General features: G+C 71.2%; 23 protein-coding genes, 1 tRNA gene and 1 pseudogene. 7 read left to right on the top strand and 18 right to left on the bottom strand.

Features of this window, described 5'->3' with window-relative positions; all coding sequences use genetic code 11:
- The first annotated feature begins 269 nt into the window (after positions 1-269).
- Positions 270-3,884 carry a S41 family peptidase gene (locus C4U44_RS12240; protein ID WP_103885726.1) on the top strand — a complete coding sequence of 1,205 codons (3,615 nt, stop codon included), beginning with the start codon at positions 270-272 and terminating at the stop codon, positions 3,882-3,884.
- Between the two features lie 223 nt (positions 3,885-4,107).
- Here the strand turns inward: C4U44_RS12240 and C4U44_RS12235 are convergent, their stop codons facing one another.
- From C4U44_RS12235 to C4U44_RS12220, 4 genes are all read right to left on the bottom strand, one after another.
- Complete coding sequence (locus C4U44_RS12235) at positions 4,108-4,329, bottom strand: hypothetical protein (protein ID WP_103885725.1); 222 nt, start codon at positions 4,327-4,329, stop codon at positions 4,108-4,110.
- A gap of 107 nt (positions 4,330-4,436) precedes the next feature.
- Complete coding sequence (locus tag C4U44_RS12230) at positions 4,437-5,339, bottom strand: SDR family oxidoreductase (protein ID WP_103885724.1); 903 nt, start codon at positions 5,337-5,339, stop codon at positions 4,437-4,439.
- Complete coding sequence (locus C4U44_RS12225; RefSeq protein WP_103885723.1) at positions 5,336-6,319, bottom strand: alpha/beta fold hydrolase; 984 nt, start codon at positions 6,317-6,319, stop codon at positions 5,336-5,338. The genes C4U44_RS12230 and C4U44_RS12225 overlap by 4 nt, the downstream gene beginning before the upstream one ends.
- A complete protein-coding gene (locus tag C4U44_RS12220; protein WP_103885722.1) occupies positions 6,316-7,842 on the bottom strand; it encodes a flavin-containing monooxygenase in 1,527 nt (508 codons plus the stop codon). The genes C4U44_RS12225 and C4U44_RS12220 overlap by 4 nt, the downstream gene beginning before the upstream one ends.
- 224 nt (positions 7,843-8,066) lie before the next feature.
- Here C4U44_RS12220 and C4U44_RS12215 point away from each other — a divergent pair, with 224 nt between their 5' ends.
- The 5 genes from C4U44_RS12215 to C4U44_RS12195 all read left to right on the top strand — a co-directional run bounded on the left by C4U44_RS12215 (position 8,067) and on the right by C4U44_RS12195 (position 11,810).
- Positions 8,067-8,945, top strand: a complete 879-nt coding sequence (locus C4U44_RS12215; RefSeq protein WP_103885721.1) for a MerR family transcriptional regulator — start codon at positions 8,067-8,069, stop codon at positions 8,943-8,945.
- A gap of 76 nt (positions 8,946-9,021) precedes the next feature.
- Positions 9,022-9,288: a DUF2630 family protein gene (locus C4U44_RS12210; RefSeq protein WP_265737321.1), complete on the top strand. Its 267-nt coding sequence runs from the start codon at positions 9,022-9,024 to the stop codon at positions 9,286-9,288.
- Positions 9,285-9,602, top strand: a complete 318-nt coding sequence (locus C4U44_RS12205) for a GNAT family N-acetyltransferase (RefSeq protein WP_235032001.1) — start codon at positions 9,285-9,287, stop codon at positions 9,600-9,602. The genes C4U44_RS12210 and C4U44_RS12205 overlap by 4 nt, the downstream gene beginning before the upstream one ends.
- A gap of 160 nt (positions 9,603-9,762) precedes the next feature.
- Positions 9,763-11,298 carry a DNA-3-methyladenine glycosylase 2 family protein gene (locus C4U44_RS12200; RefSeq protein ID WP_103885720.1) on the top strand — a complete coding sequence of 512 codons (1,536 nt, stop codon included), beginning with the start codon at positions 9,763-9,765 and terminating at the stop codon, positions 11,296-11,298.
- Positions 11,295-11,810, top strand: coding sequence for a methylated-DNA--[protein]-cysteine S-methyltransferase (locus C4U44_RS12195; protein ID WP_103885719.1), 516 nt, complete (start codon positions 11,295-11,297; stop codon positions 11,808-11,810). The genes C4U44_RS12200 and C4U44_RS12195 overlap by 4 nt, the downstream gene beginning before the upstream one ends.
- Before the next feature lie 122 nt (positions 11,811-11,932).
- Here the strand turns inward: C4U44_RS12195 and C4U44_RS12190 are convergent, their stop codons facing one another.
- The 3 genes from C4U44_RS12190 to C4U44_RS12180 all read right to left on the bottom strand — a co-directional run bounded on the left by C4U44_RS12190 (position 11,933) and on the right by C4U44_RS12180 (position 15,811).
- Positions 11,933-14,152 (bottom strand): MMPL family transporter, encoded by a 2,220-nt coding sequence (locus C4U44_RS12190; RefSeq protein ID WP_103885718.1) that lies wholly within the window; start codon positions 14,150-14,152, stop codon positions 11,933-11,935.
- 179 nt (positions 14,153-14,331) lie between these two features.
- A complete protein-coding gene (locus C4U44_RS12185; RefSeq protein ID WP_103885717.1) occupies positions 14,332-14,931 on the bottom strand; it encodes a TetR/AcrR family transcriptional regulator in 600 nt (199 codons plus the stop codon).
- A 244-nt stretch (positions 14,932-15,175) separates the two neighbouring features.
- A complete protein-coding gene (locus C4U44_RS12180; RefSeq protein ID WP_103885716.1) occupies positions 15,176-15,811 on the bottom strand; it encodes a GTP cyclohydrolase II in 636 nt (211 codons plus the stop codon).
- A gap of 198 nt (positions 15,812-16,009) precedes the next feature.
- Between C4U44_RS12180 and C4U44_RS12175 the strand changes: the two genes are divergently transcribed.
- Positions 16,010-16,645 carry a DUF6461 domain-containing protein gene (locus C4U44_RS12175; RefSeq protein WP_146088250.1) on the top strand — a complete coding sequence of 212 codons (636 nt, stop codon included), beginning with the start codon at positions 16,010-16,012 and terminating at the stop codon, positions 16,643-16,645.
- Here C4U44_RS12175 and C4U44_RS12170 read toward each other — a convergent pair.
- The 11 genes and pseudogenes from C4U44_RS12170 to galU form a co-directional block, all read right to left on the bottom strand.
- On the bottom strand, positions 16,630-17,502 hold the full coding sequence (locus C4U44_RS12170) for a putative RNA methyltransferase (RefSeq protein WP_103885714.1): 873 nt from the start codon (positions 17,500-17,502) through the stop codon (positions 16,630-16,632). The genes C4U44_RS12175 and C4U44_RS12170 overlap by 16 nt on opposite strands.
- Positions 17,503-17,770: 268 nt before the next feature.
- Positions 17,771-18,022, bottom strand: a complete 252-nt coding sequence (locus C4U44_RS41505) for a hypothetical protein (protein WP_160145022.1) — start codon at positions 18,020-18,022, stop codon at positions 17,771-17,773.
- The gene (locus C4U44_RS42415; protein WP_235032031.1) at positions 17,968-18,657 is read right to left on the bottom strand and encodes a hypothetical protein; all 690 of its coding nucleotides are present in this window, start codon (positions 18,655-18,657) and stop codon (positions 17,968-17,970) included. Before C4U44_RS42415 ends, C4U44_RS41505 begins: the two co-directional genes overlap by 55 nt.
- Positions 18,658-18,805: 148 nt before the next feature.
- Positions 18,806-18,934, bottom strand: a pseudogene (locus C4U44_RS43590) (eCIS core domain-containing protein); the annotation flags it as partial.
- Positions 18,935-19,579: 645 nt separating this feature from the next.
- Positions 19,580-19,653 (bottom strand) — tRNA-Ala (locus C4U44_RS12150).
- A gap of 69 nt (positions 19,654-19,722) precedes the next feature.
- Positions 19,723-20,808, bottom strand: a complete 1,086-nt coding sequence (gene sepX, locus C4U44_RS12145; protein ID WP_103885710.1) for a divisome protein SepX/GlpR — start codon at positions 20,806-20,808, stop codon at positions 19,723-19,725.
- Between the two features lie 117 nt (positions 20,809-20,925).
- Complete coding sequence (locus tag C4U44_RS12140; RefSeq protein ID WP_103885709.1) at positions 20,926-21,546, bottom strand: GNAT family N-acetyltransferase; 621 nt, start codon at positions 21,544-21,546, stop codon at positions 20,926-20,928.
- The gene (locus tag C4U44_RS12135) at positions 21,543-22,073 is read right to left on the bottom strand and encodes a MogA/MoaB family molybdenum cofactor biosynthesis protein (protein ID WP_103885838.1); all 531 of its coding nucleotides are present in this window, start codon (positions 22,071-22,073) and stop codon (positions 21,543-21,545) included. The genes C4U44_RS12140 and C4U44_RS12135 overlap by 4 nt, the downstream gene beginning before the upstream one ends.
- 32 nt (positions 22,074-22,105) lie before the next feature.
- The gene (gene moaC, locus C4U44_RS12130) at positions 22,106-22,600 is read right to left on the bottom strand and encodes a cyclic pyranopterin monophosphate synthase MoaC (RefSeq protein ID WP_103885708.1); all 495 of its coding nucleotides are present in this window, start codon (positions 22,598-22,600) and stop codon (positions 22,106-22,108) included.
- 88 nt (positions 22,601-22,688) lie between these two features.
- A complete protein-coding gene (gene glp / locus C4U44_RS12125) occupies positions 22,689-24,011 on the bottom strand; it encodes a molybdotransferase-like divisome protein Glp (RefSeq protein WP_103885707.1) in 1,323 nt (440 codons plus the stop codon).
- Entirely contained in the window at positions 24,008-24,916 is a 909-nt protein-coding gene (gene galU / locus C4U44_RS12120; RefSeq protein WP_103885706.1) for a UTP--glucose-1-phosphate uridylyltransferase GalU, read from the bottom strand. The genes glp and galU overlap by 4 nt, the downstream gene beginning before the upstream one ends.
- Between the last annotated feature and the right edge of the window lie 54 nt (positions 24,917-24,970).

The raw sequence follows: 24,970 nt of genomic DNA, 5'->3' as shown, positions 1-24,970 counted from the left end.
GGGGTCGCGCCACTTGGGCGGAGGTCGCCGCGCGCCGAGGCGGGCGCAGGGCGTGTCCGTCGCGGCGTACGGGGCGGCCGGGCGGGATCCGTTGCCGTTGCCGATGGCGATGCCGTCGAACGGCGTCGGTACGCGTCGCGGTTCAGGGGGCGCGAAGGCGCGGCAGCAGCCGCGGAAGCGCCCAGCTGCGGGGCGCACGGGGGCAGCGCGGGGGCGTGCGGCGGCGTGAAAAGTTGCTGGTCCCGCGGGCTCCCCGAACCATGGGAGAGATGAGCGACGGCGCGTACCTCCGGTTCCCGCACCTGCACGGCGACCTGCTCTGCTTCGCCGCGGAGGACGACATCTGGGTGGCTCCCCTCGGGCCGCCGGGCGCGGAGCCCGGCCGAGCGTGGCGGGTGACCGCCGACCGCACCCGTGTGGGCAGCCCCCGCATCTCGCCCGACGGCGGCACCATCGCCTTCACCACCTGGCGCAGCCTCGACCCCGAGGTGTACCTCGTCCCGGTGGACGGCGGCGCCCCGCGGCGGCTGACCTACTGGGGCAGTTCCGACACCCGGGTGTGCTCCTGGACGCCGGACGGCGACATCCTGGCGGTCTCGTCGCACGGGCAGCCGTTCGCGTACCACACCTGGGCGCACAGCGTCCCGACCGAGCACGGTCCGGGCGGTCCGCTGCCCTGGGGACCGGTCTCCGACATCGCCGTGCACGACTGCGACGACGGGGAGCGGCGCACCCTGCTGCTCACCGGCACCCCGCCGCACGAGCCGCACGCCTGGAAGCGCTACCGCGGCGGTGCCACCGGGCGGCTGTGGCTGCACGGCGAGCGGCTGGTGCCCGACCTGGAGGGCCACCTGGCGTCGCCGATGTTCGTCGCCGGCCGTATCGCCTTCCTGTCCGACCACGAGGGCATCGGCAACCTGTACTCCTGCCTGCCCGACGGCACCGACCTGCGCCGGCACACCGACCACGCCGACTTCTACGCCCGCGCGGCCGCCACCGACGGCAACCGCGTCGTCTACCAGTGCGCGGGCGCCCTGTGGCTGGTCGACAGCCTCGCGGCCGACTCCGTCCCCCGCCGCCTGGACGTCCGCCTCGGCGGCCCGCGCAGCGGCCGCCGCCCGTACCAGGTGCCAGCCGCCGCGAACCTCGACGGCATCGCCATGGACCGCACCGGCCGCGCCAGCGCCGTCTGCGTGCGGGGCAGCCTGTACTGGCTCACCCACCGCGACGGCCCCGCACGCACGATCAGCGACGTTCCGGGTGCCCGGGTGCGGCTGCCCGAGATGTTGGGCGACACGGGGCTGGTCGCCTATGTGACCGACGCCGAGGGCGAGGACGGCATCGAACTCGCCCGTCTGCCGGGCCGCGCCTCCCGTGCCCTCACCCGCGGCCCCGAGGAGCCGGGTGACGTCCCCGCCGACCTCAGCGCCGATCTCGCCCTCGTTCCGCGGGGCGGGTCCGGCGACCCCGACGCCGTTCCGGTCGGGGGGCGGGCCGCGTCCGGTCCGGTCCGCTGGACCAGCGACCTCACCCGCGCGAGCGAGACCGCGCCGGTGGCCTACGCACCGGGCGGCCAAGGCGGCCAGAACGGCGGCGAGGAGGAGACCGACGGCGCCGGCCCCCGCGGGGACGGCGGGGGGTACGGAGGCCGCGAGAGCGGCGACTGGGGCTCCTTCGGCCACCCCTCCGACGCACCGCACGCGCGGATGGCGGCCGGGCGGCTGGGCCGCGTCACGCAGATGATCTCCTCCCCCGACGGCTCCGTCCTCGCGGTCGCCGCTCATGACGGCCGGCTGCTGCTCGTCGCGACCGGCGAGGGCACCACGGCCGACGAGTACGGCCCGCCCGGACGCCCCGCCGACCCGGGCACCGTCGACGAACTCGTCCGCTCCACCAACGGCCCGGTCCGCGACCTCGCCTTCTCCCCCGACTCGGCCTGGCTGACCTGGTCGCATCCCGGCGTCGGCCGCTCCCTGCGCTCCATCAAGATCGCCAGGCTCACGGACCACACGATCATCGACGTCACCAACGGCCGGTTCGAGGACGAGCAGCCCGTCTTCACCCGGGACGGCCGCTACCTGGCGTTCCTGTCATGGCGCGGCTTCGACCCGGTGTACGACGTGCACACCGGCGACCTGTCCTTCCCGCTGGGCTGCCGCCCGTACCTGGTGCCGCTCAACTCCGCCACGCCCTCTCCCTTCGCGCTGCGGGTCGACGGCAGCCCGGTCGGCAGCGGCCTGGACCCGGGCGAGGGCGGCGGCGACGGCCCGGTCGTGGTGGAGGCGGAGGGGCTGCCCAGCAGAGTGACGCCCTTCCCCGTGGCCGCGTCCAAGTACAGCGCCCTGGAGGCCGTGGAGGGGGGCCTGGTGTGGCTGCGCTGGCCGATCTCCGGCGCGCTCGGCGAGACGTTCGTCAACCCGGCCGACCCGTCGGCGCGCCCCACCCTGGAACACTTCAACCTCGGCAAGTCCAAGCGCACCGAACTCGTCCGCCACATGGACTGGTACGCGGTCAGCGGCGACGGCCTGCGCCTGGCCGTCTACGACGAGGGCGAACTCGCCGTCCTGCCCGCCACCGAGCGCGGCGACGACGACTCCACCGTCTACGTCGACATGCGGCGCATCCTGCACGAGGTGGAGCCGACCGCCGAGTGGCGCCAGTCCTACGCGGAGGCCGGCCGCATCATCCGCGACTACTTCTGGGCCCCCGACATGTGCGGCGTCGACTGGCCGGCGATCCTCGACCAGTACCGGCCGCTGGTCGAACACGTCGCCACCCCTGACGAGTTCGCCGACCTGCTACGCGAGGTCCTCGGCGAGCTGGGCACCTCGCACGCCTACGTCCAGCCCGCCCGGCGCAACGAGGGCCCGCCGCACTACCAGCGCCCGATCGGGCTCCTGGGCGCCGACTTCCAGCACAACAAGGACGGCACCTGGACGGTCGCCCGGATCCTGCCCGGCGAGTCCTCCGACTCCAAGGCGCGCTCCCCGCTCGCCGGTACCGGCATCCGCGAGGGCGCGGTCCTCACCCACATCGACGGGCGGCGCGTCGACCCGCACGCGGGGCCCTCACCGCTGCTGGCCGGCGCGGGCGGCACCACCGTGGAGTTGACCTTCGCGCCGCCCGGCGGCCACGGCGCGCCCCGCCGCATCGCCGTAGTGCCCCTGGTCGACGAACGGCCGCTGCGCTACCAGCACTGGGTGGCCAGGCGACGGAGCATCGTCCGCCATCTGAGCGGCGGTCGCTGCGGCTACCTGCACATCCCCGACCTGGGCGGCTCGGGCTGGGCGCAGTTCAACCGCGACCTGCGCAAGGAAGTCGCCTACGACGCCCTGCTGGTGGACGTGCGCGGCAACGCCGGCGGCAACATCAGTGAACTCGTCATCGAGAAACTCACCCGTACGGTGCTCGGTTGGGACGTCACCCGCAACGCCCAGCCCGTCTCTTACGCGGGCAACGCCCCGCGCGGTCCGGTGGTCGCGATCGCTGACGAGGCCACGTCGTCCGACGGCGACATGATCACCGCTGCGTTCAAACTGCTGCAGCTCGGCCCGGTGGTCGGCCTGCGCACCTGGGGCGGCGTCGTCGGTATGACCGGCCGCCACCGCTTGGGCGACAACACGGTCATCACCGTTCCGATGAACGCCGCCTGGTTCGACGCCTACGGCTGGTCCGTCGAGAACCACGGCGTCGCCCCGGACATCGAGTGCCTGCGCACCCCGCTCGACTGGGCGGAGGGACGGCACGGCCAACTCGCCGTCGCCGTACGCGAGGCGCTGTCCCTGCTCGACGAACACCCGGCGGCCGTACCGCCCGACCTGTCCTCGCGCCCCAACCGCGCCCGCCCGCCGCTTCCCGTGAGGACCCGTACGTCACGCCCATGACCGCCGAGGCACGTGACCGCGACCAGCGCGGTACGGCCTTGACCGACGCGGGGCGGCCGGTGGCAGCCGCGTGACGCACAACGAACGGGAAGTCGGTGCGGGCCGGGGCGGTTTGGGAGCCGACAGGACGCAGAAGGGGCGCCCCGCAGGGGGCGCCCCTTCCGTATCACGGCGTTCCCGGTGTCAGCGCGTTGCGCGACGCCGAGGTCAGCTCAGTGGGACGTCAGGCCCAGTCGTCCTGGTTGTCGTCCTCCTCGCGGCCCATGCGTCGCGACGCCTGGTCCTCGACCTCGGAACGACGCTCCCGGCCCTCCTGCCGCATGCCGCGCTCGGCCTGCTCGGGGTTCTGGGGGTCAGCGGACTTGTTCCGCTTGCCACCCTGCGCGCCCTTGGCCTGCGCGGCATAGTCCTCGGCCTTGTCCTTGAACTGATCGAAAGCGCCCATGGCTACTCCTCCTGGAGTTTTGTGGGGATGGGGCCTCGACCAGACTGACACGGCCGGACATACCCCGCATCCTGGGACAATAACCCCAGGTCAGCGGGTCGTTACAGCTACGGAGCGTGAGGAGAGGACGTTCGCGCCGACTCGTCGGCGGCTCCTCCCCTGCCGACGAGGCCGCGCCGCATCCCGGCAGCCCGCGCCAACGCCGGTGCGGCGCGGCGCATCTCCCGCTGTCCGAGCGCGCCGCCGATGACCGACGGCAGGTAGCCGCGCACCGGCTGCATCCCGCGCAGCCACCACTGTGCGTACACATGAGGGGAGCGACGGACGATACCGGCGACGAGCCGCTCAACGGCCGGTTCCAGCGGATACGTTCGGTTGGTCGGCCACGGCAGCCGCGCGCGCATGTCCCGGAGCGCGTCGTCCTCGTCGGCCCCGCGCACCATGTCGGTGTCGGTCCAACTCAGGTAGCCGACCCCCACCTTGACGCCCTTGGGGCCCATCTCCGCGCGCAGACTGTGCGCGAAGGCCTCCACTCCCGACTTGCTCGCGCAGTACGCGGCCATCAGCGGCGCGGGGGTGATCGCCGCCAGCGATGCGATCTGCAGGTAATAGCCGTGCGAGTCGACGAGCGCGGGCAGGAACGCCCGCGCTGTCGAGATGCTGCCCAGCAGGTTGACCTGGATCACCCGGTCGAAGGCATCGGGGTCGGAGTCGAGGAACGGCCCGCCGGTGGCGACACCGGCGTTGGCGACGGCGACGTCGATCCGGCCGAAGCGCGCCAGCACGTCGGCGGCCACCTGAGCCATCGCCGACCGATCGGTGACGTCGGCGGTCCAGCACGCCGCCTCACCGCCCAAGGACGCGGCGACGTTCTTCAGTTCATCGGGTTCGAGGCCGACCAGTGCGAGGCGGGCGCCGCGCGCGGCTAGCCTGCGGGCGAGCAGTTCGCCCACGCCGCGCGCCGCCCCCGTGACCACCACGACCCGGCCGTCCAACGATGATCGGCTCATGCGCTCTTCTCCTGTTCGCCCACCGTCTGTTCGCCGACCGTCGCGGCGGGACTGGTAGTCGCGCCGCGCGATGCCGCGTCCCTTGCCACCAGATGATCGGCCGCCAGTGCGCGGATCGCCGCCTCCACGGCGGGGGTGTCCTCGACGGGCGTCATATGGCCGCGCCCGGGCAGTTCGGTCAGCCCGGTGCAGTGGGGCAGCGCGGCGGCCATCCGGTGCGCGTGCACCTTGGGTGTGAGCTTGTCGACGGTACCGACCAGGACGCCGGTGGGCACTGTGAGCGCGGCCAGCTCCGCGTCGAGGTCGAGCACTGCGAGCACCTTGCCCCAAGCCGAGCGCTGACGCGCCTTGCACGCGTGGACGATGCGCGCACAGAACGCCACTTGTTCGGCCGTGGAGCCCGGGCTCATCACCCCGTACTTCAGGGCCGCCTTCGCCACCGGAGTGACCGGGCCCAGCGGCAGGCGCGAGACGAGGAGCTGGCGGTGGAAGGCACGCCGAAGCCACCGCGCGCTCAACCGCGGTGGCAGCACCTGGGTGGAGCCGAGCAGCCGGCTGCTGCCGGTGCTCACCAGCAGCGCCGCGGCGGTACGTGCGCGCACGGCCTGCCGGTCGGCCGCCGCCATGATCGTCATACCGCCCATGGAGTGACCGACGAGCAACGCGCTTTCACCGTCGGGCAGCACCGCCTCCAGCACCGCCTGCAGATCATCGGCCAATACGCCCGTGCCGTAACCCTCGCGGGTGGCCGGCGCCGCACTCAGCCCGTGACCGCGCTGGTCGTAGGCGATCAGACGGAAATCCGATGACAGGGCACGTACGATCGGCGCCCAGAACAGCGTCGAGCACGTCCAGCCGTGTGCCAGTACCACGGTCGGACCATCGGACCGGCCGTACTCCTCCACGTGCAGGTGCGTCCCGTCGGCGGAGACCGCGGTCAGAACCCGGCGCGGCTGGGCCGCCTCGTAGGGCAGGCTCATGACGCCACCTCCGCGGATCGTCCGGTCACCGCGGCGGTGACGGGCTTGTCGCCGGCCGGAGCCAGCAGGTTGTACTCCGACAGCTTCAACTGCCGGGTGGCGCGCCGGAACTCGGCGGTGGTACCAGGCCAGGCGGTGGTGTTGCGGCCGTTGGCGTCCAGGTACCAGCTCTTGCAGCCGCCGGTGTTCCACACGGTGCGTGACGCGCGGCGCTGCATCTCCTGGTTCCAGGCGGTGACCGCGGCCGGTTTGGCATCCAGGGCGGCGGCGCCCGAACGCTCCAGTGCGCGCAGGTAGTCGGCGACGTAGTTGAGCGATGATTCGATCATCAGGATCATCGAGCTGTTCCCGAGGCCGGTGTTCGGCCCGATGATGAACAGCAGGTTCGGGAAGCCGTCCACGGTGCAGCCGCGCAGCGCGGCCATGCCGTCTTTCCAGTGCTCGCTGAGGGTGCGGCCGTCCGATCCGATCACCCGGTCGCCGATCGGCATGTCGGTGACGCGGAAGCCCGTCCCGAAGATGATCGCATCGACTTCGCGCTCGGTTCCGTCGGCCGTCACCACGGACGAACCGCGCACCTCCTTCAGCGCGGAGGTGACCACCTCGGTGTTGGGCTGCGACAGCGCCGGATAGTAGGTGTTGGACAACAGGATGCGCTTGCAGCCGATGGTGTAGTCGGGCGTGAGGCGGGCCCGCAGCCCGGGGTCCTTGACCGACCGCCGCAGGTGGGCGCGCGCCACCCGCTCGGCCGCCTTCATGAGCTTCGGCCGCTTCACGAAGGCGCCGACCTGGAACTCCCGGATCAGCCACAGCACCCCGCGCCGCATCTTCGCGGTGCCGGGCACGGCGCCGTGCAGCCACCGCTCCGCAGCGCCGATCGGCCGGTCCACCCGCGGCATCACCCACGGCGGGGTGCGCTGGATGACGGTCAGCTTCCCTACCTCCGGCTGGATCGACGGCACGATCTGGATCGCGGAGGCGCCGGTGCCGACCATGGCGACGCGCTTGCCCTTCAGGTCGAGGTCGTGGTCCCAGCGCGAGGAGTGGAACACCGCGCCGGGGAAGTCCTCGATGCCCGGCACCTCGGGGATCTTCGGGTCGGACAGCGGCCCGGTCGCGGAGACCACCACGTCGGCGGTGAACTCGCCGGCGGCCGTCGTCAGGTGCCAGTGACGCGCCTCGGTGTCCCAGCGCGCCTGCTGCACCTCCGCGCCGAAGCGCAGGTGCGGTCGCAGCCCGAAGGTGTCGGTGACCCGTTCGAGGTAGGCGCGGATGTGCTCCTGCCCGGAGAAGGCGCGCGGCCAGTCGGGGTTCGGTGCGAACGAGAACGAGTACAGGTGGGAGGGCACGTCGCAGGCGCATCCGGGATAGCTGTTGTCGCGCCAGGTACCCCCCACCGCTTCCGCCCGCTCCAGGACCACGAAGTCGGTGATCCCCTCCCGCCGCAGCCTGACCGCGGCCCCGAGTCCGCCGAAGCCGGACCCGATCACCGCCACCCGCACGTGTTCGACGTCGTCGTCCATGGCACCGCCCTTCCCCACCATCCGCAATCGCGCCAGCAATCACTGGCACAATCGGACTGTAGGGCACCAGGCGTTACCTCCGGTAGGGGTCGGTATGGAATTCGGCCTCCCGCGGCAGCCCCGCCTCGCGCCCGTACGCCCCGCGGCACGCCTGCGCGAGCACGCCCCGGACGGCCGGAGGGCTGTCGCACGGGAGGGGTTTCCGCACCCCCTAGGCTTGCAGCGTGGACGACAACGCGACCGGACCGCGCGAGTACCGCGTCGAGGAACTGGCCGAAGCGGCCGGCATCCCCGTGAGGACTCTGCGGTTCTACCGCGAGCGGCGCCTGCTGCCGCCCCCGCGCCGCGAGGGCCGGATCGCCTGGTACTCCGAGGACCACCTCGCCCGGCTGCGCACGATCTCCGCGCTCCTGGAGCGCGGCCACACCCTCGGGGGCATCGCCGACCTGATCGCCGCCTGGGAGAAGGGCCGCACCCTCGACGGCGTCGCCGAACTCCTCGGCCTGGAGGGCGCCCTCGCCACACCGTGGTCGGAGGAGACCCCGATAAGGCTCAGCCCCCAGGAGCTCGCCGATTACTTCGGCGAGGGCATAAGTCCTGAGAACCTGACCGACTCCCTGGAGATCGGCTACATCGCGGTCGACGGCGAGCAGGTCGTCCACGTCAGCCGCCGCCTCCTGGACGCCTCGGCCGCGCTCGTGCGCGAAGGCGTGCCGCTGTCCGCCGTCCTCGCCGCCGGTCGCGAAGTACGCATCCACGTCGACGCCATGGCCGACCTCTTCACCCAGGTCATCAAGACCCACGTCATGGGCGACCTGGCCGACCTGACCCCCACCGGGACCCATCGCATCTCGGCGTCCCTGCACCGGCTGCGCCCGCTCGCCAAGAACATCGTGGACGCGGAGATGTCGCTCGCCATGGATCGCAGGGTGCGCGCCGAGATCGACACCTGGATGCGCAGCCACACCGAGCCCTCGCCTGGCGCCCATGGCGACGCCCTCGCTGCCGACGGCCCGGACGGTGACGCACCGTCCGACGCGGCACACGACGAGCAACCGGACATGGCCTCCGTGGTACCGGACCCGGACCACCGGACACCCTGAGCCCCTGGCCCGCCCGCGCGCGTCGTACCGTACGACCTGAGAGAGTGGAAACGCAGTAACGATCGGGAGGTGTCCCGTGCAACAGCCTCAAGACGCCAACGCCGAACAGGCCATCCTGGGCCGCATCAGCAAGATGGTTTCCGACGAGAAGACCCTGCGCGACCTGCTCGCGGGGGGCAGCAACGACGGAGGGACCGAGCGCGAGCGGCTCGCCGCCCTGGAGCGCGAACTCGACCAGTGCTGGGACCTGCTGCGCCAGCGCCGCGCCCTGTCCGAGGCGGGCGAGGACCCGGGAGGCGCCCGGGTGCGCCCCTCCTCGACCGTCGAGGGCTACCGTTCGTGAGCCCCGCAGCCGATGACCTCACCATCGCCGACGTTCCCAGCGCACAGCGTTACGAGGCGCGTGCGGGTGACGACCTCGCCGGGTACGCCGCCTACATCCGCGGCGAAGCGCTGATCGCCTTCGTCCACACCGAGGTGGAGGAGGGCCACGAAGGGCGCGGCGTCGGCTCGGCACTGGCCCGCGCCGTCCTTGACGACGCCCGCGCTTCCGGGCTCGAGGTCCTGGCCATCTGCCCCTTCATCGACGGATGGATCAGCAAGCACCCGGAGTACGAAGACCTGCGTTACACGCCTGACAGCCAGGTGACGGACTAGGCATCCTGGGAGCGTGACCTGCCACCCAGGAGGGCAGGTCACGCACCCTGGGGTCGCGGACAGCATCCGGCACCTATAGGCGCGCGCCGGGTCACCCCCCTTGAGGGCCATGTCGGATTCTCGCCAGACCAGTGCCGTGACGAGGCGCGACACTGGTCAGGTGCATACGGATTTCGACGCCTGCGTGCGGGCCGTGCAGTCGAAGGACTCCCGTTTCGACGGCTGGTTCTTCACCGCGGTGCTGACCACGCGCATCTACTGTCGGCCGAGCTGCCCCGTCGTGCCGCCCAAGGTCGAGAACATGACCTTCTACCCGAGCGCGGCGGCCGCGCAGCAGGCCGGGTTCCGCGCCTGCAAGCGCTGCCGCCCCGACGCCAGCCCCGGCTCACCGCAGTGGAACGAGCGCGCCGACCTCGTCGGCCGCGCCATGCGGCTCATCGGCGACGGCGTCGTCGACCGCGAGGGCGTACCGGGCCTCGCGTCGCGGCTCGGCTACAGCGCGCGGCAGGTCGAGCGCCAACTCCTCGCCGAACTCGGCGCCGGCCCCCTGGCACTGGCCAGGGCCCAGCGCGCGCAGACCGCGCGGCTGCTCATCGAGACGACGGCCATGCCGATGGGCGAGGTGGCCTTCGCGGCGGGTTTCGCCAGCATCCGCACCTTCAACGACACCGTGCGCGAGGTGTTCGCCCTGTCCCCGGGCGAACTGCGCGCAAGGGTCGCCAAGGGCCGTCCGGCCGTGGCCGCGGGCTCGATCGCGCTTCGGCTGCCCTTCCGCCGCCCGCTCAACCCCGACAACCTCTTCGGGCACCTGGCGGCCACCGCGGTCCCGGGCGTCGAGGAGTGGCGCGACGGCGCGTACCGGCGCACCCTGCGGCTGCCGTACGGCTCGGGCACGGTGTCACTGCGGCCGGAACCCGATCACATCGGCTGCCGGCTGTCGCTGACGGACTGGCGGGACCTGGGGCAGGCGATCAGCCGCTGCCGCCGCCTGCTGGACCTGGACGCCGACCCCCTCGCGGTGGACGCCCTGCTGTCGTCCGACCCGGTCCTGGCGCCCCTGGTCGCCAAGGCTCCCGGACGCCGGGTGCCGCGGGTCGCGGACGGACCGGAGTTCGCGGTGCGCGCCGTGCTCGGCCAGCAGATCTCCACCTCGGCGGCACGCACTCACGCCGGCCGCCTGGTGACCGCGTACGGGGAGCCCGTGGCGGACCCGGACGGCGGCCTGACCCACCTCTTCCCGTCACCGCAGACGCTCATCGAGCGCGCACCCGCCTCCCTGGCGATGCCGCAGACGCGCAAGGACACCCTCTCCGCTCTGCTCAGCGCCCTGGTCGACGACGAACTCGACCTGGACGTCGGCAGCGACTGGCAGCGCGCCAGGGCCCGGCTCGCGGCCCTGCCCGGCTTCGGACCATGGACCGTGGAGACCATCGCCATGCGCGCGCTCGGCGACCCCGACGCGTTCCTCCCCACCGACCTGGGCGTCAGGTACGCGGCCCGCGACCTGGGCCTGCCGGCCACCCCCGCGGCGCTGACCCGCCATGCCGCGGCCTGGCAGCCATGGCGTGCATACGCGACGCAGTACCTGTGGGCCACGGGCGACCATCCGATCAACGTCCTTCCCGATGACCACCACCCGATCGTCAAACGCGCCGGCAAACACGGCACTTCAGCGATGGAAGGCACCACACCATGACGACGACCACCACAGAAACCGTCGTCCACACCCTGGTGGACAGCCCCTGCGGCCCACTGACCCTCGTCGCCCGGGAGGGTGAACTCAGCGGCCTGTACATGACCGACCAACGACACCGCCCCCCGGCGGAGAACTTCGGCCCCCGCGCCGACCTGCCCGCCTTCGACGACGCCGAAGAGCAGCTCGCCGCCTACTTCGCGGGCGAACTCAGCGCCTTCGACCTCGACCTGAACATGGTCGGCACGCCGTTCCAGAAGCGCGTGTGGTCGGCGCTGCGCGACATCCCCTACGGCGAGACCGTCACCTACGGCGAACTCGCCGAAGTCCTGGGCCGGCCCACGGCCTCCCGCGCGGTGGGGCTGGCCAACGGCAGGAACCCGATCGGCGTCATCGTCCCCTGCCACCGTGTCGTCGGCGCCGACGGCAGCCTCACCGGATACGGCGGCGGCCTCGCCCGCAAGCAGTGGCTGCTCGACCTTGAACGAGGCACGCAGCAGCCGACGCTGATGTGATGTCACCCGCACGGGTGACATGACGACACCGCAACCACACCTGCCCCCGGCCGGTCATCACGACCGGCCGAGGGCAGGCACCGTTCAGCAGTTCCGCAGTTGAGCGGGTGCCACCAGGGCCGTCAGATCCGCGCCCCCTCCAGGTCAGCCTCGTCCTCTTCCGACGACGCGAGGAGCCTGGGCCGCTCGGCGAGGTTCTTGCGCAACTGCTCGCCTTCGACGTCGACGTTGGGCAGCGCGCGATCCAGCCAGCCCGGCAGCCACCACGCGGCCCGGCCGAGCAACGCGAGCACCGCGGGCACGATTGTCATCCTCACGACGAAGGCGTCGAACGCCACCGCGATCGCCAACCCGAAGCCCATCATCTTGATCATCGATTCCGACGATCCGATGAACCCGGCGAACACGCTGATCATGATGACCGCAGCCGCGGACACCACCCGCGCGCCATGGTTGAACCCGGTCACGACCGCCTGACGCGGCGACTCGCCGTGCACGAACGCCTCGCGCATCCGGGTGACCAGGAACACCTCGTAGTCCATGGCCAGTCCGAAGACCACACCGACCATGAAGATCGGCATCATGCTCATGATCGGACCGGTCTGCTGAACGCCGATCAGACCGGACAGCCACCCCCACTGGAAGACGGCCACCACCGCGCCGAGCGCGGCCAGGACCGACAGCAGGAAGCCCAGCGCGGCCTTCAAGGGCACCAGCACCGAGCGGAAGACGACCATCAGCAGCAGGAACGCCAGCCCCACGACGAGCGCCAGATAGGGCAGCAGCGCGTCGTTCAGCCGCTGCGAGACGTCGATGTTCATCGCGGTGGTCCCGGTGACCAGAACCTTCGCGCCGGTGGAGTCGGAGAAGTCACCCGCATGGCCGCGGATGGTGTGCACCAGGTCCTCGGTCTGGGTGCTGCTCGGCTTGGACGCGGGCACCACGGTGAGCGTGGCCGTGTCATGCGCCGTGTTGAAGGCCGGACCAGTCACCGTCTTGACGTCGCGGAAGCCCGCAATGGTGTGCTTGACCTGCTGGGCCGCCGACTCCGGCTGCTTGCTGTGCGCCGCGTCGACGACCACCGTCAGCGGCCCGTTGAAGCCGGGCCCAAAACCGTCCGACAGCATGTCGTACGCCTTGCGCTGGGTCGTGCTGACCGGCTGGGAACCGTCGTCGGGCAGGCCGAGTTCCATCCGGCTCATCGGTATGGCCGCCAGGCCGAGCGCCACCACGGCCGCGACCAGGAACGGCACCCGGCGCCTGACGACCAGCCGCGCCCAGCGGGTGCCCATGTTGGGCTTGTCCGTGGCCTTGGCACGGCCCTTGCGGACCTTGCGGGTGAGCACCTTGGGCCCGGCAAAACCGAGAAGCGCGGGGATGAGGGTGAGCGCGATGAGCACCGCTATGGCGACGGTCCCCGCCGCGGCCAGGCCCATCTTGGTGAGCATCGGGATGTTGACGACCGCCAGACCCGCCAGCGCGATCAGCACGGTGAGCCCGGCGAAGACCACCGCGGAACCCGCGGTGCCGACCGCCCGGCCAGCCGCGTCCTCGCCGTCCCGGCCCTCCATGAGCTCATGGCGGTGCCGCGAGACGATGAACAGCGCGTAGTCGATGCCGACCGCCAGTCCGATCATCGACGCGAGCGTCGACGACGTGCTCGACAGGCCGAGTGTCGTCGCCAGGGCCGTGATCGACGCGATACCGACCCCGACGCCCATGATCGCGGTCAGGAGTGGGAGCCCTGCGGCGACCAGCGAACTGAACGTGATCAAAAGGACGACCGCTGCGATGCCGATACCGATGACCTCGCTGTTGCCGGTCTCCGGTGACGCCTGGAGCGCGGTGCCGCCGGTCTCCACGGTGAGTCCGGCGTCACGACCGTCCTGCGCCGCGTTCTTGATCGCGGTGTGCGTGGCGTCGGTGATCTCCGTCGACTTGGCCGTGTAGCTGACGGACGCGTACGCAGTGGTGCCGTCCTTGCTGACGGCTCCCGCGGTGTACGGGTCGGCGACCGTCACCTTCTGCGGGCTGTCCCTCAGATCGGTGACGACCTTCTCGACGGCCGCCTTGTTGGGGCCTGCGGTGATCTTCTGCCCGTTGGGCGCCTGGAAGACCATGCGCGCGGAGGCGCCGTCGGCGTTCGTGCCCGGGAAGCGCTGGTGGAGCAGGTCAAAGGCCTGCTGCGCCTCGGTGCCCGGCACGGTGAAGTTGTCGGCCGGCGCGGACCGCGCGGTCGCGGCGCCGACCCCCGCGAGAGCGAGCAGCGCCACCCACAGCAGGACGACGTAACGCCGTTTCCGGAAGGACAGCCGACCGATCTTGTAGAGGAATGTGGCCATGGAGGCAGGGGCTCCCGTCAGGAGGGTCGGACAAGGGCGTGTGGAACCAGCCCGACGACGAGAGCGGCGTGTCAGGTGGAGCGTGGTGTGTTGATGTGCTGGTACGGAAAGGTTCGGTGGTTCGACAGCGGTCGGATCACCGACGGCGGTCGCTCGTGTGGATCACGGCGCCGCAGGACTCAGGACAGGCCGAGCGCGGGCACGACCACCGCGTCGATGTATCTGTGGCTGTACTCCGGATCGGGGTCGATGCCTTCGATGATCGGGCGGGTCAGCGCCCCCCCGAACACCATGTGCGGTACGAACGCGCGCGCCGGGTTGTCCACGGCGAGTTCGCCGCGGTCGACCGCGCGCTGCACCAGCTCGGCGAAACTGGCGAGCTCCGGTTCGATGAGCAGCTCGCGCAGGGCCCGGAACAGCTCGACGTTCTGGAACGCCGCGTGGGACAGCCCACGCATCAGCTCCTGGTCGCGCTTGACCTCGCTCTCGTCGTGCAGCCGCACGAGTTCGTGCAGGTCACCCGCGAGTGATCCGGTGTCGATGTCCGCCGGGGAGATCGGCTTGCACTGGCGAAGCGCGGTGGCGACGAGTTCCGGCTTGCCCTTCCACTGGCGGTAGAGGGTCGCCTTGCTGGAGCGGGTACGCGCGGCGACGGCATCCATGGTCAGCGCCTCGTAGCCGACCTCGCGCAGCAGGTCGACCACCGCCTCGTACAGTTCCCGCTCGCGCTCAGGGGTCAGACGGCTGCGGCGCGAAGTAGTGGTCGTCTCCGGCGGCATGCCCTGCCCTCCTGTCTGCTCGTCGCGTCGATCGTATGGTGCCCGTTCGGGCAGTCCGGCCGACTTCGTCGAAACGGTGTCGTACACCTAAGAGAGTAATCGGCCCACGATCGAAACGCCACCGTTTCGATCGTGGGCCGTATCACGTCACCGCCAGGCAACCGTCAAGCCGCCATCCGACCGTTTCCGACCGGTCTCCGACGATGTCCAGGCACGGTGCGGCGCGAACCGCAGGACCACGCCGTCACGCCGGCAGGGCGAGGGTGTGACCGGTGTGCTCGACCTTCGCCCGCAGATAGCGGACGTTCGACGCCGACACGTGGGCGGCGGTCGGCACCCGCTCCACGACCTCGACACCAAGCGCGCCGAGCTGGCGCTCCTTGTCGGGGTTGTTGCTCAGCAGCCGGACGCTTCCGACATCCAGTGCGGCGAGCATCTGCGCGGCGGCGGTGTAGTCGCGCTCGTCCTCACCGCGCCCGAGCGCCAGGTTCGCCTCATAGGTGTCAAGGCCGTCGTCCTGGAGGGCATAGGCATCGAGCTTCGCGTAGAGACCGATGCCACGCCCCTCCTGGCGCAGGTAGAGCAAGTAGCCACCGGTGGCAGCGATCCGCTCCACCGACTCCCTCAACTGCGGTCCGCAGTCGCACCTCTCGGAGCCGAAGACGTCACCCGTCATGCACTCCGAGTGCGGTCGCACCATCGGCACACCGGCGTTGCAGTAGTCGCCCAGACCCAGCGCCAAGTGCTCCTTGCCGTCCACCAGCCCGGTGAACGTGTACACGTCCGCAGTCGTCCCCCACCCGTCGGAGAACCGAAGCGGAACGCGCACTTTCGTACGGACCCCGGCGGCGGCAACCGCCGCGCTCGCGTCACCCGTCATCGCCACTCCCTCGCAAGATTTTGAAAACTCAAGCTCTTGCCCGACGCCGATTATTTCCCTCGACCTATGTGCTCCAGGTCACACAGGCCCTGAGCTGCCGAACCCGCCGTGCATGTCCGTCACCGCATCGGATTGTCGGTACCTGCGGCTACGGTGCCGGCAGAGGCACACAGCGGTATTGACTCGGGAGGCAGGGCGTTGGCCGACGGAATCCAGTGGCTCATGGACCTGGACCGCTGGGACACGGACATCATGTTCGCGCGCGGAATTCCGCCCGCGGAACTGGCCACACGCATGGGCGCGGCCCCCGGCTCCGCGCTGCCGCCGATCACCGAGGCGGACGTGTGGGAGGCGGCCCCGGGGACTTCGCAGCCGCATGGCGCGGACAGCGCCGGCCTCATCCGCGTCGGCAGGAGCGGTGACTGGTCCTTCGCGGTCGAGTACGGCGACTGCGAGGGCTCCCGCCGGGTCGACGAGGTCTCCCGCGACGGCGTCGAGGCAGTGCACCTCGCCGCTCAACCCGATCACCCGCCCAAGGTCTTCACCTACGGGTACGGCGGCAAGCCCCTGTGCTCGTTCGGCATCGGGGAGGAGTCGTGGCGCTGGGGCGAGCGACCCGAACTCCTGGTGGCGGAGTTGACCGCGGCAGGTGTCCTGGAGCCCGGCGGCTCGGAGAGCGCGTTGCGGGACGACGTGCCCCACCAGGAGCGTGACCGCCGCACTCTCGCCGTCGTGGAGACCTACTTCGGCCTGTCGCTCCCGTGGGAACTCGTGATCGTCGGGCGGCTGCCCGCCTACGCGCTCCGAAGGGACACCGATCACTTCGGCCGGTAGACCGCCACGTTGAAGGAGGCGGCGATCTCGATCGGGGTGCCCATGGACGCGATCCGGCGCGCCAACTCGTCGGCGTCGACATGGCGGGCAGAGGGACCCATGGCGACGAGGTCGTTGGCCTCCTGGGGGGTCAGACGCAGAAGGTGGTCGACTTCCAGCGCCTCGGCGCGTTCCTGGCGGAAGTGGGCGTCCAGCGTGCGTCCGAGCCGCTCCTCCTTCGCCGCGTCGACCGACAGCAGGCCCGCGGCCTGCCGGAGTTCGGCCAGGTGCCGAGCGGTCGGTGTGACCACAAGGAGCGCGCCGCCCGGGCGCAGGACGCGCTGGAACTCGGGACCGTTGCGCGGCGCGAAGACGTTCAGCACGACGTCCGCCACCCCCGACCGCACGGGAAGCTCGCGCCACACGTCCCACACGGCGGCACCCGCCCGCGGATGTGCGCGGGCTGCCCGCCGCAGCGCGAACTTGGAGGCGTCCAGACCGAGTCCGACCGCACCGGGCACGGCGTCCAGGGCCGCGGCGAGGTAATGGCCCGTGCCGGCGCCGGCGTCCAGGACCACGCCTTGAGGCGGGCACCAGCGAGCGGTGAGCTCGGCCACCGCGCGTGCCAGCGGGGCGTAGTGTCCGGCACCCAGGAAAGCGTCACGCGCCTGGACCATCGCTGCGGTGTCGGCGGTGCCGGCACGCATGTCCCCCGTCAGGAGGCTGACGTATCCGTGGCGTGCGATGTCGAAGGTGTGCCGCCGGGCACACCGGAGGGCGCCGCCCGCCGCGCTCAGGCCCTCGCCGCATACGGGGCAGCGCAGGACGTCCAGGAGCCGGCGGCGCGGGTCACCGTGCTCGAACGCGGATACGGGCATGCTCTGTTCCTCGGCAGCGGTCGTGCCGCGTGATCGGTGGTCAGGGTGGGTGCAGGGAACCGGCACGACCCACTGGTTCGGCGTCTGCGGCCCGCGGACGAACCGGACGACCAACGGGCTCGCCGGAGCGCCGCCGCCGCGTCAGACGACCGTCTGGGGCCTACGAGCCTGGGGTTGGCCGTAGCGCACGCCACGGCGTTGCCGCCACACGCATGATCCGTCGCCCCCTGGCATGCCGACGAGGCTACACGTCCTCGCGGAGCCGACCTCAGCTGGACCTGTCGACCTGGGGGCGATTGTTGTGGAACAGGTGGATGCCCTCCACGAGCCCCTTCTGCACGACGGCCGGGGTCTCGCGAAGCCACGTCAGTGCGATCTCCCGGTCCGGGACGTCACCTGTGAGCACCTCATAGGCGCGCATGTACCCCGCGAGACGGTTCAGGAGGGTGCTGTCCCTGACGGGGATCACCCGCCCGAAGGCGGCGAGGGGATCCGCGCCGGAACGGACGTATCCGTCCATGGCGTGGTACTCCAGGGCCAGCTGTTTGCGCTCGGAGGAGAGTCGGCTCTCCTCGATCCTCGCGAGGATCGCCGACGGCTTCCCCCGGACTGGGGATAGCTGTCCCCGATGGCGAGTTTGAACGCCGCTGCCGCCTCCACGCCGAACGCCCGCAACTCGGAGGAGATCTTCCGCTGCTTCATCGTCTGCATGGGCGTCTGGGCCTTGAAGCCGCCGCTCACCGAGTCGAACGCGTGCTGCATCTCGTGCGTGACCGTCGCGGCGAACTCGCGCAGTTCACGTGCCGAGGCGCCGGCAGCAGGGGGCTTGATGCGCAGCACCCCGCCCTCAGCGGTCGTCGAGTCGAGGACGAACATCGCGCGCGCACCACGGAAGTCCGTCTCCTCGCCGATCTCGATACTGATGCGCGAGTCCTCCAGCTCCTTGAACAGCGCCCGGTACGGGACGGAGAAGTGGATTCCCTCGCTCTCCTCGGACGCCTTCTCCAGCAGCACGGCGACCCGGTCCGGCGCGAGATTTTGCCGCGACCAGGCTCCCCTGGCGAAGTCGAGAGCCCGCTGCACGGCAGGCATACCGTGCTGCGCCGCCGGCGTGGCCTCGGCGCTCGACTGCTCGGGAGCCGGGCCGCTCAGCACCCGTCGCATTGGCTTCGGCCGCCCGCTCGAAGGGGTCGGACGGGGAGGAGACCTTGAGGCCGTGGCCGTTGTCCGTCCCCGCCACCGGGCCGCGGCGCTGCTGGACGACGTGGGTCAACTCGTGCGCCAGGGTGTGCCGGTCGGCGCCGCCGTCTCCGATGACCACATGGTTGCCGGAGGTGTACGCGCGGGCGCCGATCTCCCGCGCCGACCGTTGGGCTGCGGTCCCGGCATGCAGCCGCACGTCGGAGAAGTCCGCCCCGATCCGTGCCTCCATGTCCCGCCGGATCGGCTCAGTCAGGGGCGTGCCAGGGCTGCGGAGCACCTCGTCCACAGCGGAGCGCTGCACAGCAGGGGCCTGGGGAAGGGGTTGATGCCCGTTGGCGCTCGAGTGCTCGTGCTGGGCCTCTTCCAGTATCCGGGTCACCGCAGCATTGCCCGCCGAACGTTGCAGGGCGAGGAGGGACGACCCGCTCATGCCGCCGAGACGGGCCGAGCCAGGAGGCGAGGCGAGCGGAGCCGCTCGATCGGCCGCCTTGTGGGATGCGGCAGCGCGCGGCGTCTTGTCGTTTGCGTGGGCACGCATGAGGCATTCCCTTGTCACGGCACAGGCGGACGGCTCTAGGAATACCCGGTGCCCGGCGCGCGCGGGAGGGCGCCAAGGGCAGAGTGCGCTGCCCTTCGAAGGCCCCTCACATCCACGGAGAGCGCCGGCATCGACCCCCATGAGGCCCGGTCCGGGAGAATGACGGCGAGACCCACCTTGGTGGGCACCCTCGGCGAACGGGCCGGGCAATGAACGGGCCGGCCCCGGCACCGATCGATCGCGGCCGGCCCGAAAACGAAGAAGATCCCGACCGATCATCGTGATCGGTGGGATCTCATCAACTGCCCCGAGCGAACTCGATGGCAGTTGCAGTTGTGGACCTGAGGGGATTCGAACCCCTGACCCCCTCGATGCGAACGAGGTGCGCTACCGGACTGCGCCACAGGCCCTTGCAACGAGGGAAACTCTAGCATCTCGCCGAGGGTGGTCGTGAACCCGATATCGGCTGTTCACGACCGTCACTCGTTGGCAGCGCGGGGGCGGTCGGGATCGGCGTACTGGTCGAACAGCGGGGTGCGGGCACCACGGGGGCGACGCACGGGAGGCTGCTGCTCGCGCGGTTCGGCCGGGCGGGACTGCTGAGCGTCCCGCTGCTCGCGCTTCTCGCGAGCTGCCGCGGAGTCGCCCGGCGTCGTACCGGACCGCGCGGAGCTCCACGTGTCGGGTGTGCCGAGGTCGACGCCCCCGGACGTACGCGGGGCGACCGGGGCGGTGACGTAGGTGGGCAGGGGCACCGGTACGGGCGCCCAGCCGTCGTCGGTGGACTGCTGCGCGCGCTGCTGATCGACCCACTCGGCGTGGTCGGTCTGCTCGACCAGCGCGCGTCGGTCCGCGGAACGCGGGGACGGCGCGGGAGCCGCAGAGGGCGCGAGGCGGGCGGCCTGGGCGTCCGCGGCGGGCACGGGGCGCTCGTCGCGGTCACGACCGCGCTCAGGCGCCTGGGCGGCGGGGCGGGGCGACCTGAGACGGCGTGCGGCCTCGGCGGCGCGGCGCTGGTCGAGGCGGACCTCGTAGCGACGGCGCTCCTGGCGGCGCATCTGGCCGATGTAGACGGTGAGCAGGACCGCGGGGATCGCGGGGACCCAGAGCAGCGCGACGCCGCCGACGGCTGCGGCGATCGCCCCGATGGTGAAGGCGAGGAAGAGCGTGGTGGTGGTGCGGCGACGCCGGGCGAGCACCTGGGCGCGCTGACTGACCGCGTTTCGGCCGCCGGCTGCCTGGGACGCGGCGGGCACGGGGCGTGCGGCGGGGCGCCGTACCTCGGTCGCGGGCACGGCAAGGTCCCGGACGTCGACCGACTCCTCCGGCTCGTCCGGGTCGGCGTCGTCGTCCGGTGCGTCGTCGGCGGGGTCGCCGCTCTCTCCGCGCGCCTTGGCGACGCGCCGTTCCATCGCCGCACGTCCGGACAGCAGCCGGATGGCGGTGCTGAAGCGTTCCGTCGGGCGCGCTTCGTTGAGCTCGTCCTGCCTACGGAGCCACATCGGCACCAGATAGGCAGCCCAGGCCCCGACGATGACTGCGTAGATGAGGCCGCTACTGCTCACGCGTTACACGGTAGGGGTGATCGAGACACGCCATTGGCAATTCGGCCCGGTGTGTCGCACGATCTGGCTGATACGTCGAGATTTTTGTGCGATGAGCTTTACCGTCGAACAATTGTCTTATTTCTGAGGAGTCCCGGGTCTTGCCTGCCGCCATCGGCCGAGGAGGCCGTCGGGCACTTCTTCCGCGGTGAGCGCGTAGACGAGATGGTCACGCCATCCGCCGTCGATATGCAGATAGCGCGGACGCAGGCCCTCCTCGCGGAAGCCAAGCTTTTCGGCGACCCGGCGGCTGGGGCCGTTCTCGGGCCGAATGCACACTTCCACCCGGTGCAGTCCGACACGTCGGAAGCAGTGGTCCACGGCGAGTGCGACGGATGTGGGCATCACTCCCCGACCGGCGACGGCCTCGTCCACCCAGTAGCCGATGTGCGCGGAACACATGGAGCCCCAGGTGATTCCGGCGACGGTGAGTTGCCCCGCGAGACGCCCCTGGTAGTCGATGACGAACGGCAGCATGCGCCCGGCGTTCGCCTCCCGGCGCAGATGCCTGACCATCTGGCGGTAGGTGGGGCGCTGCGCGACCTGCCCTGGCGGCGCGGGCGGAACGGTGGCCTCCCATGGGCGCAACCAGTCGCGGTTGCGCCGGTTGACCTCGCGCCACGCACGCTGGTCGCGCATCCGGATCGGGCGGAGGGTGATGTCACCGTCCACCAACTCGGCCGGCCAGGACCCGTTCAGCTCGGTCTCCCAGTGACGGAATGCGGATCATCATCCGAGTGGTGATCCGACTGCTCTTTCGGGTGATCGCCGCCACGGATCTGATCGACGGCATGTATGACAAGCGGTGCGAGCACGGCGAGGCCGTCCTTCACCCCACCGGTCGAACCGGGAAGGTTCACCACCAGGGTGCGGCCGGCGACCCCGGCGACGCCACGGGAGAGCACGGCGGTGGGCACCTTCTCGCGGCCCGCGGCCCGGATCGCCTCGGCGATGCCGGGAATCTCGTAGTCGAGCACCGTCCGGGTGACCTCAGGGGTGCGGTCGGTCGGCGAGATGCCGGTACCGCCGGTGGTCACCACGACGTCGTAACCCTCGGCGACCGCCTCGGCGAGCGTCTCCCGAACCGGCTCCCCGTCGGGCACCACCCGGGGACCGTCAACGGCGAAGCCCAGCTCGCGCAGTGCCGAGACGATCAGCGGCCCGCCCCGGTCCTCGTACACCCCGGCGGACGCACGGTTCGACGCGGTGACGGCCAGAGCGCGCAGGGCGTGCGGAGGCCGGTGGCCGGTGTGTGCGGTCACGACCGCTGCCAGTCGCCGGACTTGCCGCCGGTCTTCTCCTCGACCCGCACGTCCGTGACCACGGCGCCCTTGTCGACCGCCTTGACCATGTCGACCACGGTGAGCGCCGCGACGGCGACGGCCGTCAGCGCCTCCATCTCAACACCCGTGCGGTCGGTCGTCTTGACCGTCGCGGCGATCTCGACCGCCTGGTCGGTGACCGCGAGGTCGATCGTCACACCGGACAGCGCCAGCGGGTGGCAGAGCGGGATGAGGTCGGGGGTGCGCTTGGCACCCATGATTCCGGCGATCCGCGCGACGGCGAGGGCGTCGCCCTTGGGCAGGCCGCCGTCGGGCCCGTCGGCGCGCAGGAGTTCGACGACACGGGGGGCGACCAGAACGCGCCCGGTGGCACGCGCGGTCCGCGCCGTGACGTCCTTCGCGGAGACGTCGACCATGCGGGCTGCGCCTGCCTCGTCTACATGGGTGAGGTGCTGCTGCGCGCTGCTCATCGTTCTCCCGGTACGGTCGCTTGGGCAGACACCGTACCGGCCTGTGCCCGGGCGCGGCGCGCTGGCCCGCGACCCGGGATGCCGGGTGCTAGTCCAGCAGGACGACATCGACCTCGCTGCCGGCCGCGACCGAGGTGACGGCCTCCGGTACGACGATCAGTGAATCGGCGTGCGCGAGGGCTTTGACCAGGTGGGACGCGGCGCCACCCACAGGAGTGACCGTACCGGACCGCTTGTCGTACTGCGCGCGCAGGAACTGCCGCTTGCCGTCCGGCGACTCCTTGATCTCGGTGGTGCACTTCGCCTGTACGACCCGCCGATGAACGTCTTCCGAACCCATCAGCGTGCGAATGACGGGCCGCACGAACATCTCGAACGACACGTAGGCGCTCACCGGGTTGCCCGGCAGTGCCAGCAGCGGGGTGCGCTCGGGGCCGATCCGGCCGAATCCCTGCGGCTTGCCCGGCTGCATGGCGAGCTTGCGGAAGTCAACGTGCCCGGCGGCCTCTTCAGCGTCCTCGCCGAACGAGCCGCCCAGCGACGACAATGCCTCCTTGACGACGTCGTAGGCACCGACACTGACTCCCCCGCTGGTGACGACGACGTCCGCGCGGATGAGTTGGTCCTCGATGGTGGCGCGGAGGGTCTCCACCTCGTCGGCAACGGCACCGACCCGGTACGCGATGGCGCCGGCGGCACGTGCGGCAGCGGTCAGCGCGAAGCTGTTGGAGTCGTGGATGCGGCCCGGACCCAGCTCCTCACCCGGTTGGACCAGCTCGCTGCCAGTGGAGACGACCACGACGCGTGGGCGCGGACGCACGGTGACCGTGCCGCGGCCCACGGCGGCCAGCAGTCCGATCTGCGGCGCTCCGAGCACCGTGCCCGCGGACAGCGCCAGTTCCCCGGCGGTGACATCACTGCCCCGCTCACGAACGAACTGCCCCGCCTCCGCGGCCCTGTGGACGCGCACCTCTCCGCCGGCGCCTGCTGGATCTGTGCCGAATGCCGCCATGGAGTCGACCGGGCCGCCCCCGGTACCGCCGTCCGTCCACTCGACGGGGACCACGGCCTCGGCCCCAGGAGGCAAGGGAGCGCCGGTCATGATGCGGGCGGCCTGCCCGGGTCCGACGACGAGCGGCTCGTCGCTGCCCGCGGCGATGTCGCCGACCACATCGAGCACCGCGGGATGATCGCGGGTCGCCGCCTTGGTGTCCGCGACCCTGACGGCGTAGCCGTCCATGGAACTGTTCGGGAACGGGGGCAGCGAGGTCGGCACCGTCACGTCCTCGACCAGCACGCACCCTTGGGCGTCGAGGAGTTGCAGCTCGATCGGCTCCAGGGGGCGGAGTTGCCCCAGGATGTTCTCGAGGTGTTCGGTGACGGACCACACACGATCGACGCCGTGACTCACTCTTGCATCTCCTCATTGACGTACGAACGCAGCCAGGTCCGGAAATCTGGTCCCAGGTCTTCACGTTCGCATGCCAGTCGGACAATCGCACGCAGGTAGTCGGCCCGGTCGCCGGTGTCGTAGCGGCGACCGGTGAACACGACGCCGTGCACCGGGCCGCCGTCGGCCTCATGGTGGGCCAACTCACGCAGCGCGTCGGTGAGCTGGATCTCGCCGCCTCGGCCGGGCTGGGTCTTCTTGAGCACCTCGAACACCGCGGGGTCGAGCACGTACCGCCCGATGACCGCGTAGAAGGACGGCGCCTGCGACCTCTCGGGCTTCTCGACCAGGTCCGTGACGCGGACGACGTCGGAGTAAGTGGTGGGCACTATGGCGGCAGACCCGTACAGGTGGATGCTGGCGGGGTCGACCTCCATGAGCGCCACGACGCTGCCCCCGTACTCCTCCTGGACGGCGATCATCCGAGAGAGCAGCGGGTCGCGCGGGTCGATGAGGTCGTCGCCGAGCAGCACCGCGAACGGCTGGTCGCCCACGTGCGGTTCGGCGCACAGCACCGCGTGCCCGAGTCCCTTGGGGTCGCCCTGCCGCACGTAGTGCATGGTGGCGAGGTCGCTCGACTCACGGACCTTCGACAGCCGGGACTCGTCGCCCTTGCGGCGGAGCGCTTCCTCCAGCTCGTAGTTGCGGTCGAAGTGGTCCTCCAGCGGCCGCTTGTTGCGACCTGTGACCATCAGCACATCGGACAGCTGCGCCGCGACAGCCTCCTCGACCACGTACTGGATCGCCGGCTTGTCCACCACCGGCAGCATCTCCTTGGGAGTCGCCTTGGTGGCCGGCAGGAACCTGGTGCCCAGGCCCGCGGCCGGGATGACAGCCTTGGAGATCCGTGTACGTGTACTCGTCATGGCGAGCACCATAGCGGCGGCGAATGTGGAGAAGATGAAGAACGGGTGGATTGT

This window comes from Actinacidiphila yanglinensis (assembly GCF_900107965.1).
GTDB lineage: Bacteria > Actinomycetota > Actinomycetes > Streptomycetales > Streptomycetaceae > Actinacidiphila > Actinacidiphila yanglinensis.
Note: the sequence above shows the minus strand (reverse complement) of the source record. Positions and strands in the feature narration are given on the sequence as shown.

Excerpts from the sequence above, each read along its gene's own strand:
- C4U44_RS12240 (WP_103885726.1), top strand. The coding sequence starts at position 270 with ATGAGCGACGGCGCGTACCTCCGGTTCCCGCACCTGCACGGCGACCTG.
- C4U44_RS12235 (WP_103885725.1), bottom strand. The coding sequence starts at position 4,329 with ATGGGCGCTTTCGATCAGTTCAAGGACAAGGCCGAGGACTATGCCGCG.
- C4U44_RS12230 (WP_103885724.1), bottom strand. The coding sequence starts at position 5,339 with ATGAGCCGATCATCGTTGGACGGCCGGGTCGTGGTGGTCACGGGGGCG.
- C4U44_RS12225 (WP_103885723.1), bottom strand. The coding sequence starts at position 6,319 with ATGAGCCTGCCCTACGAGGCGGCCCAGCCGCGCCGGGTTCTGACCGCG.
- C4U44_RS12220 (WP_103885722.1), bottom strand. The coding sequence starts at position 7,842 with ATGGACGACGACGTCGAACACGTGCGGGTGGCGGTGATCGGGTCCGGC.
- C4U44_RS12195 (WP_103885719.1), top strand. The coding sequence starts at position 11,295 with ATGACGACGACCACCACAGAAACCGTCGTCCACACCCTGGTGGACAGC.
- C4U44_RS12190 (WP_103885718.1), bottom strand. The coding sequence starts at position 14,152 with ATGGCCACATTCCTCTACAAGATCGGTCGGCTGTCCTTCCGGAAACGG.
- C4U44_RS12185 (WP_103885717.1), bottom strand. The coding sequence starts at position 14,931 with ATGCCGCCGGAGACGACCACTACTTCGCGCCGCAGCCGTCTGACCCCT.
- C4U44_RS12180 (WP_103885716.1), bottom strand. The coding sequence starts at position 15,811 with ATGACGGGTGACGCGAGCGCGGCGGTTGCCGCCGCCGGGGTCCGTACG.
- C4U44_RS12170 (WP_103885714.1), bottom strand. The coding sequence starts at position 17,502 with ATGCCCGTATCCGCGTTCGAGCACGGTGACCCGCGCCGCCGGCTCCTG.
- C4U44_RS41505 (WP_160145022.1), bottom strand. The coding sequence starts at position 18,022 with ATGGACGGATACGTCCGTTCCGGCGCGGATCCCCTCGCCGCCTTCGGG.
- moaC (WP_103885708.1), bottom strand. The coding sequence starts at position 22,600 with ATGAGCAGCGCGCAGCAGCACCTCACCCATGTAGACGAGGCAGGCGCA.
- galU (WP_103885706.1), bottom strand. The coding sequence starts at position 24,916 with ATGACGAGTACACGTACACGGATCTCCAAGGCTGTCATCCCGGCCGCG.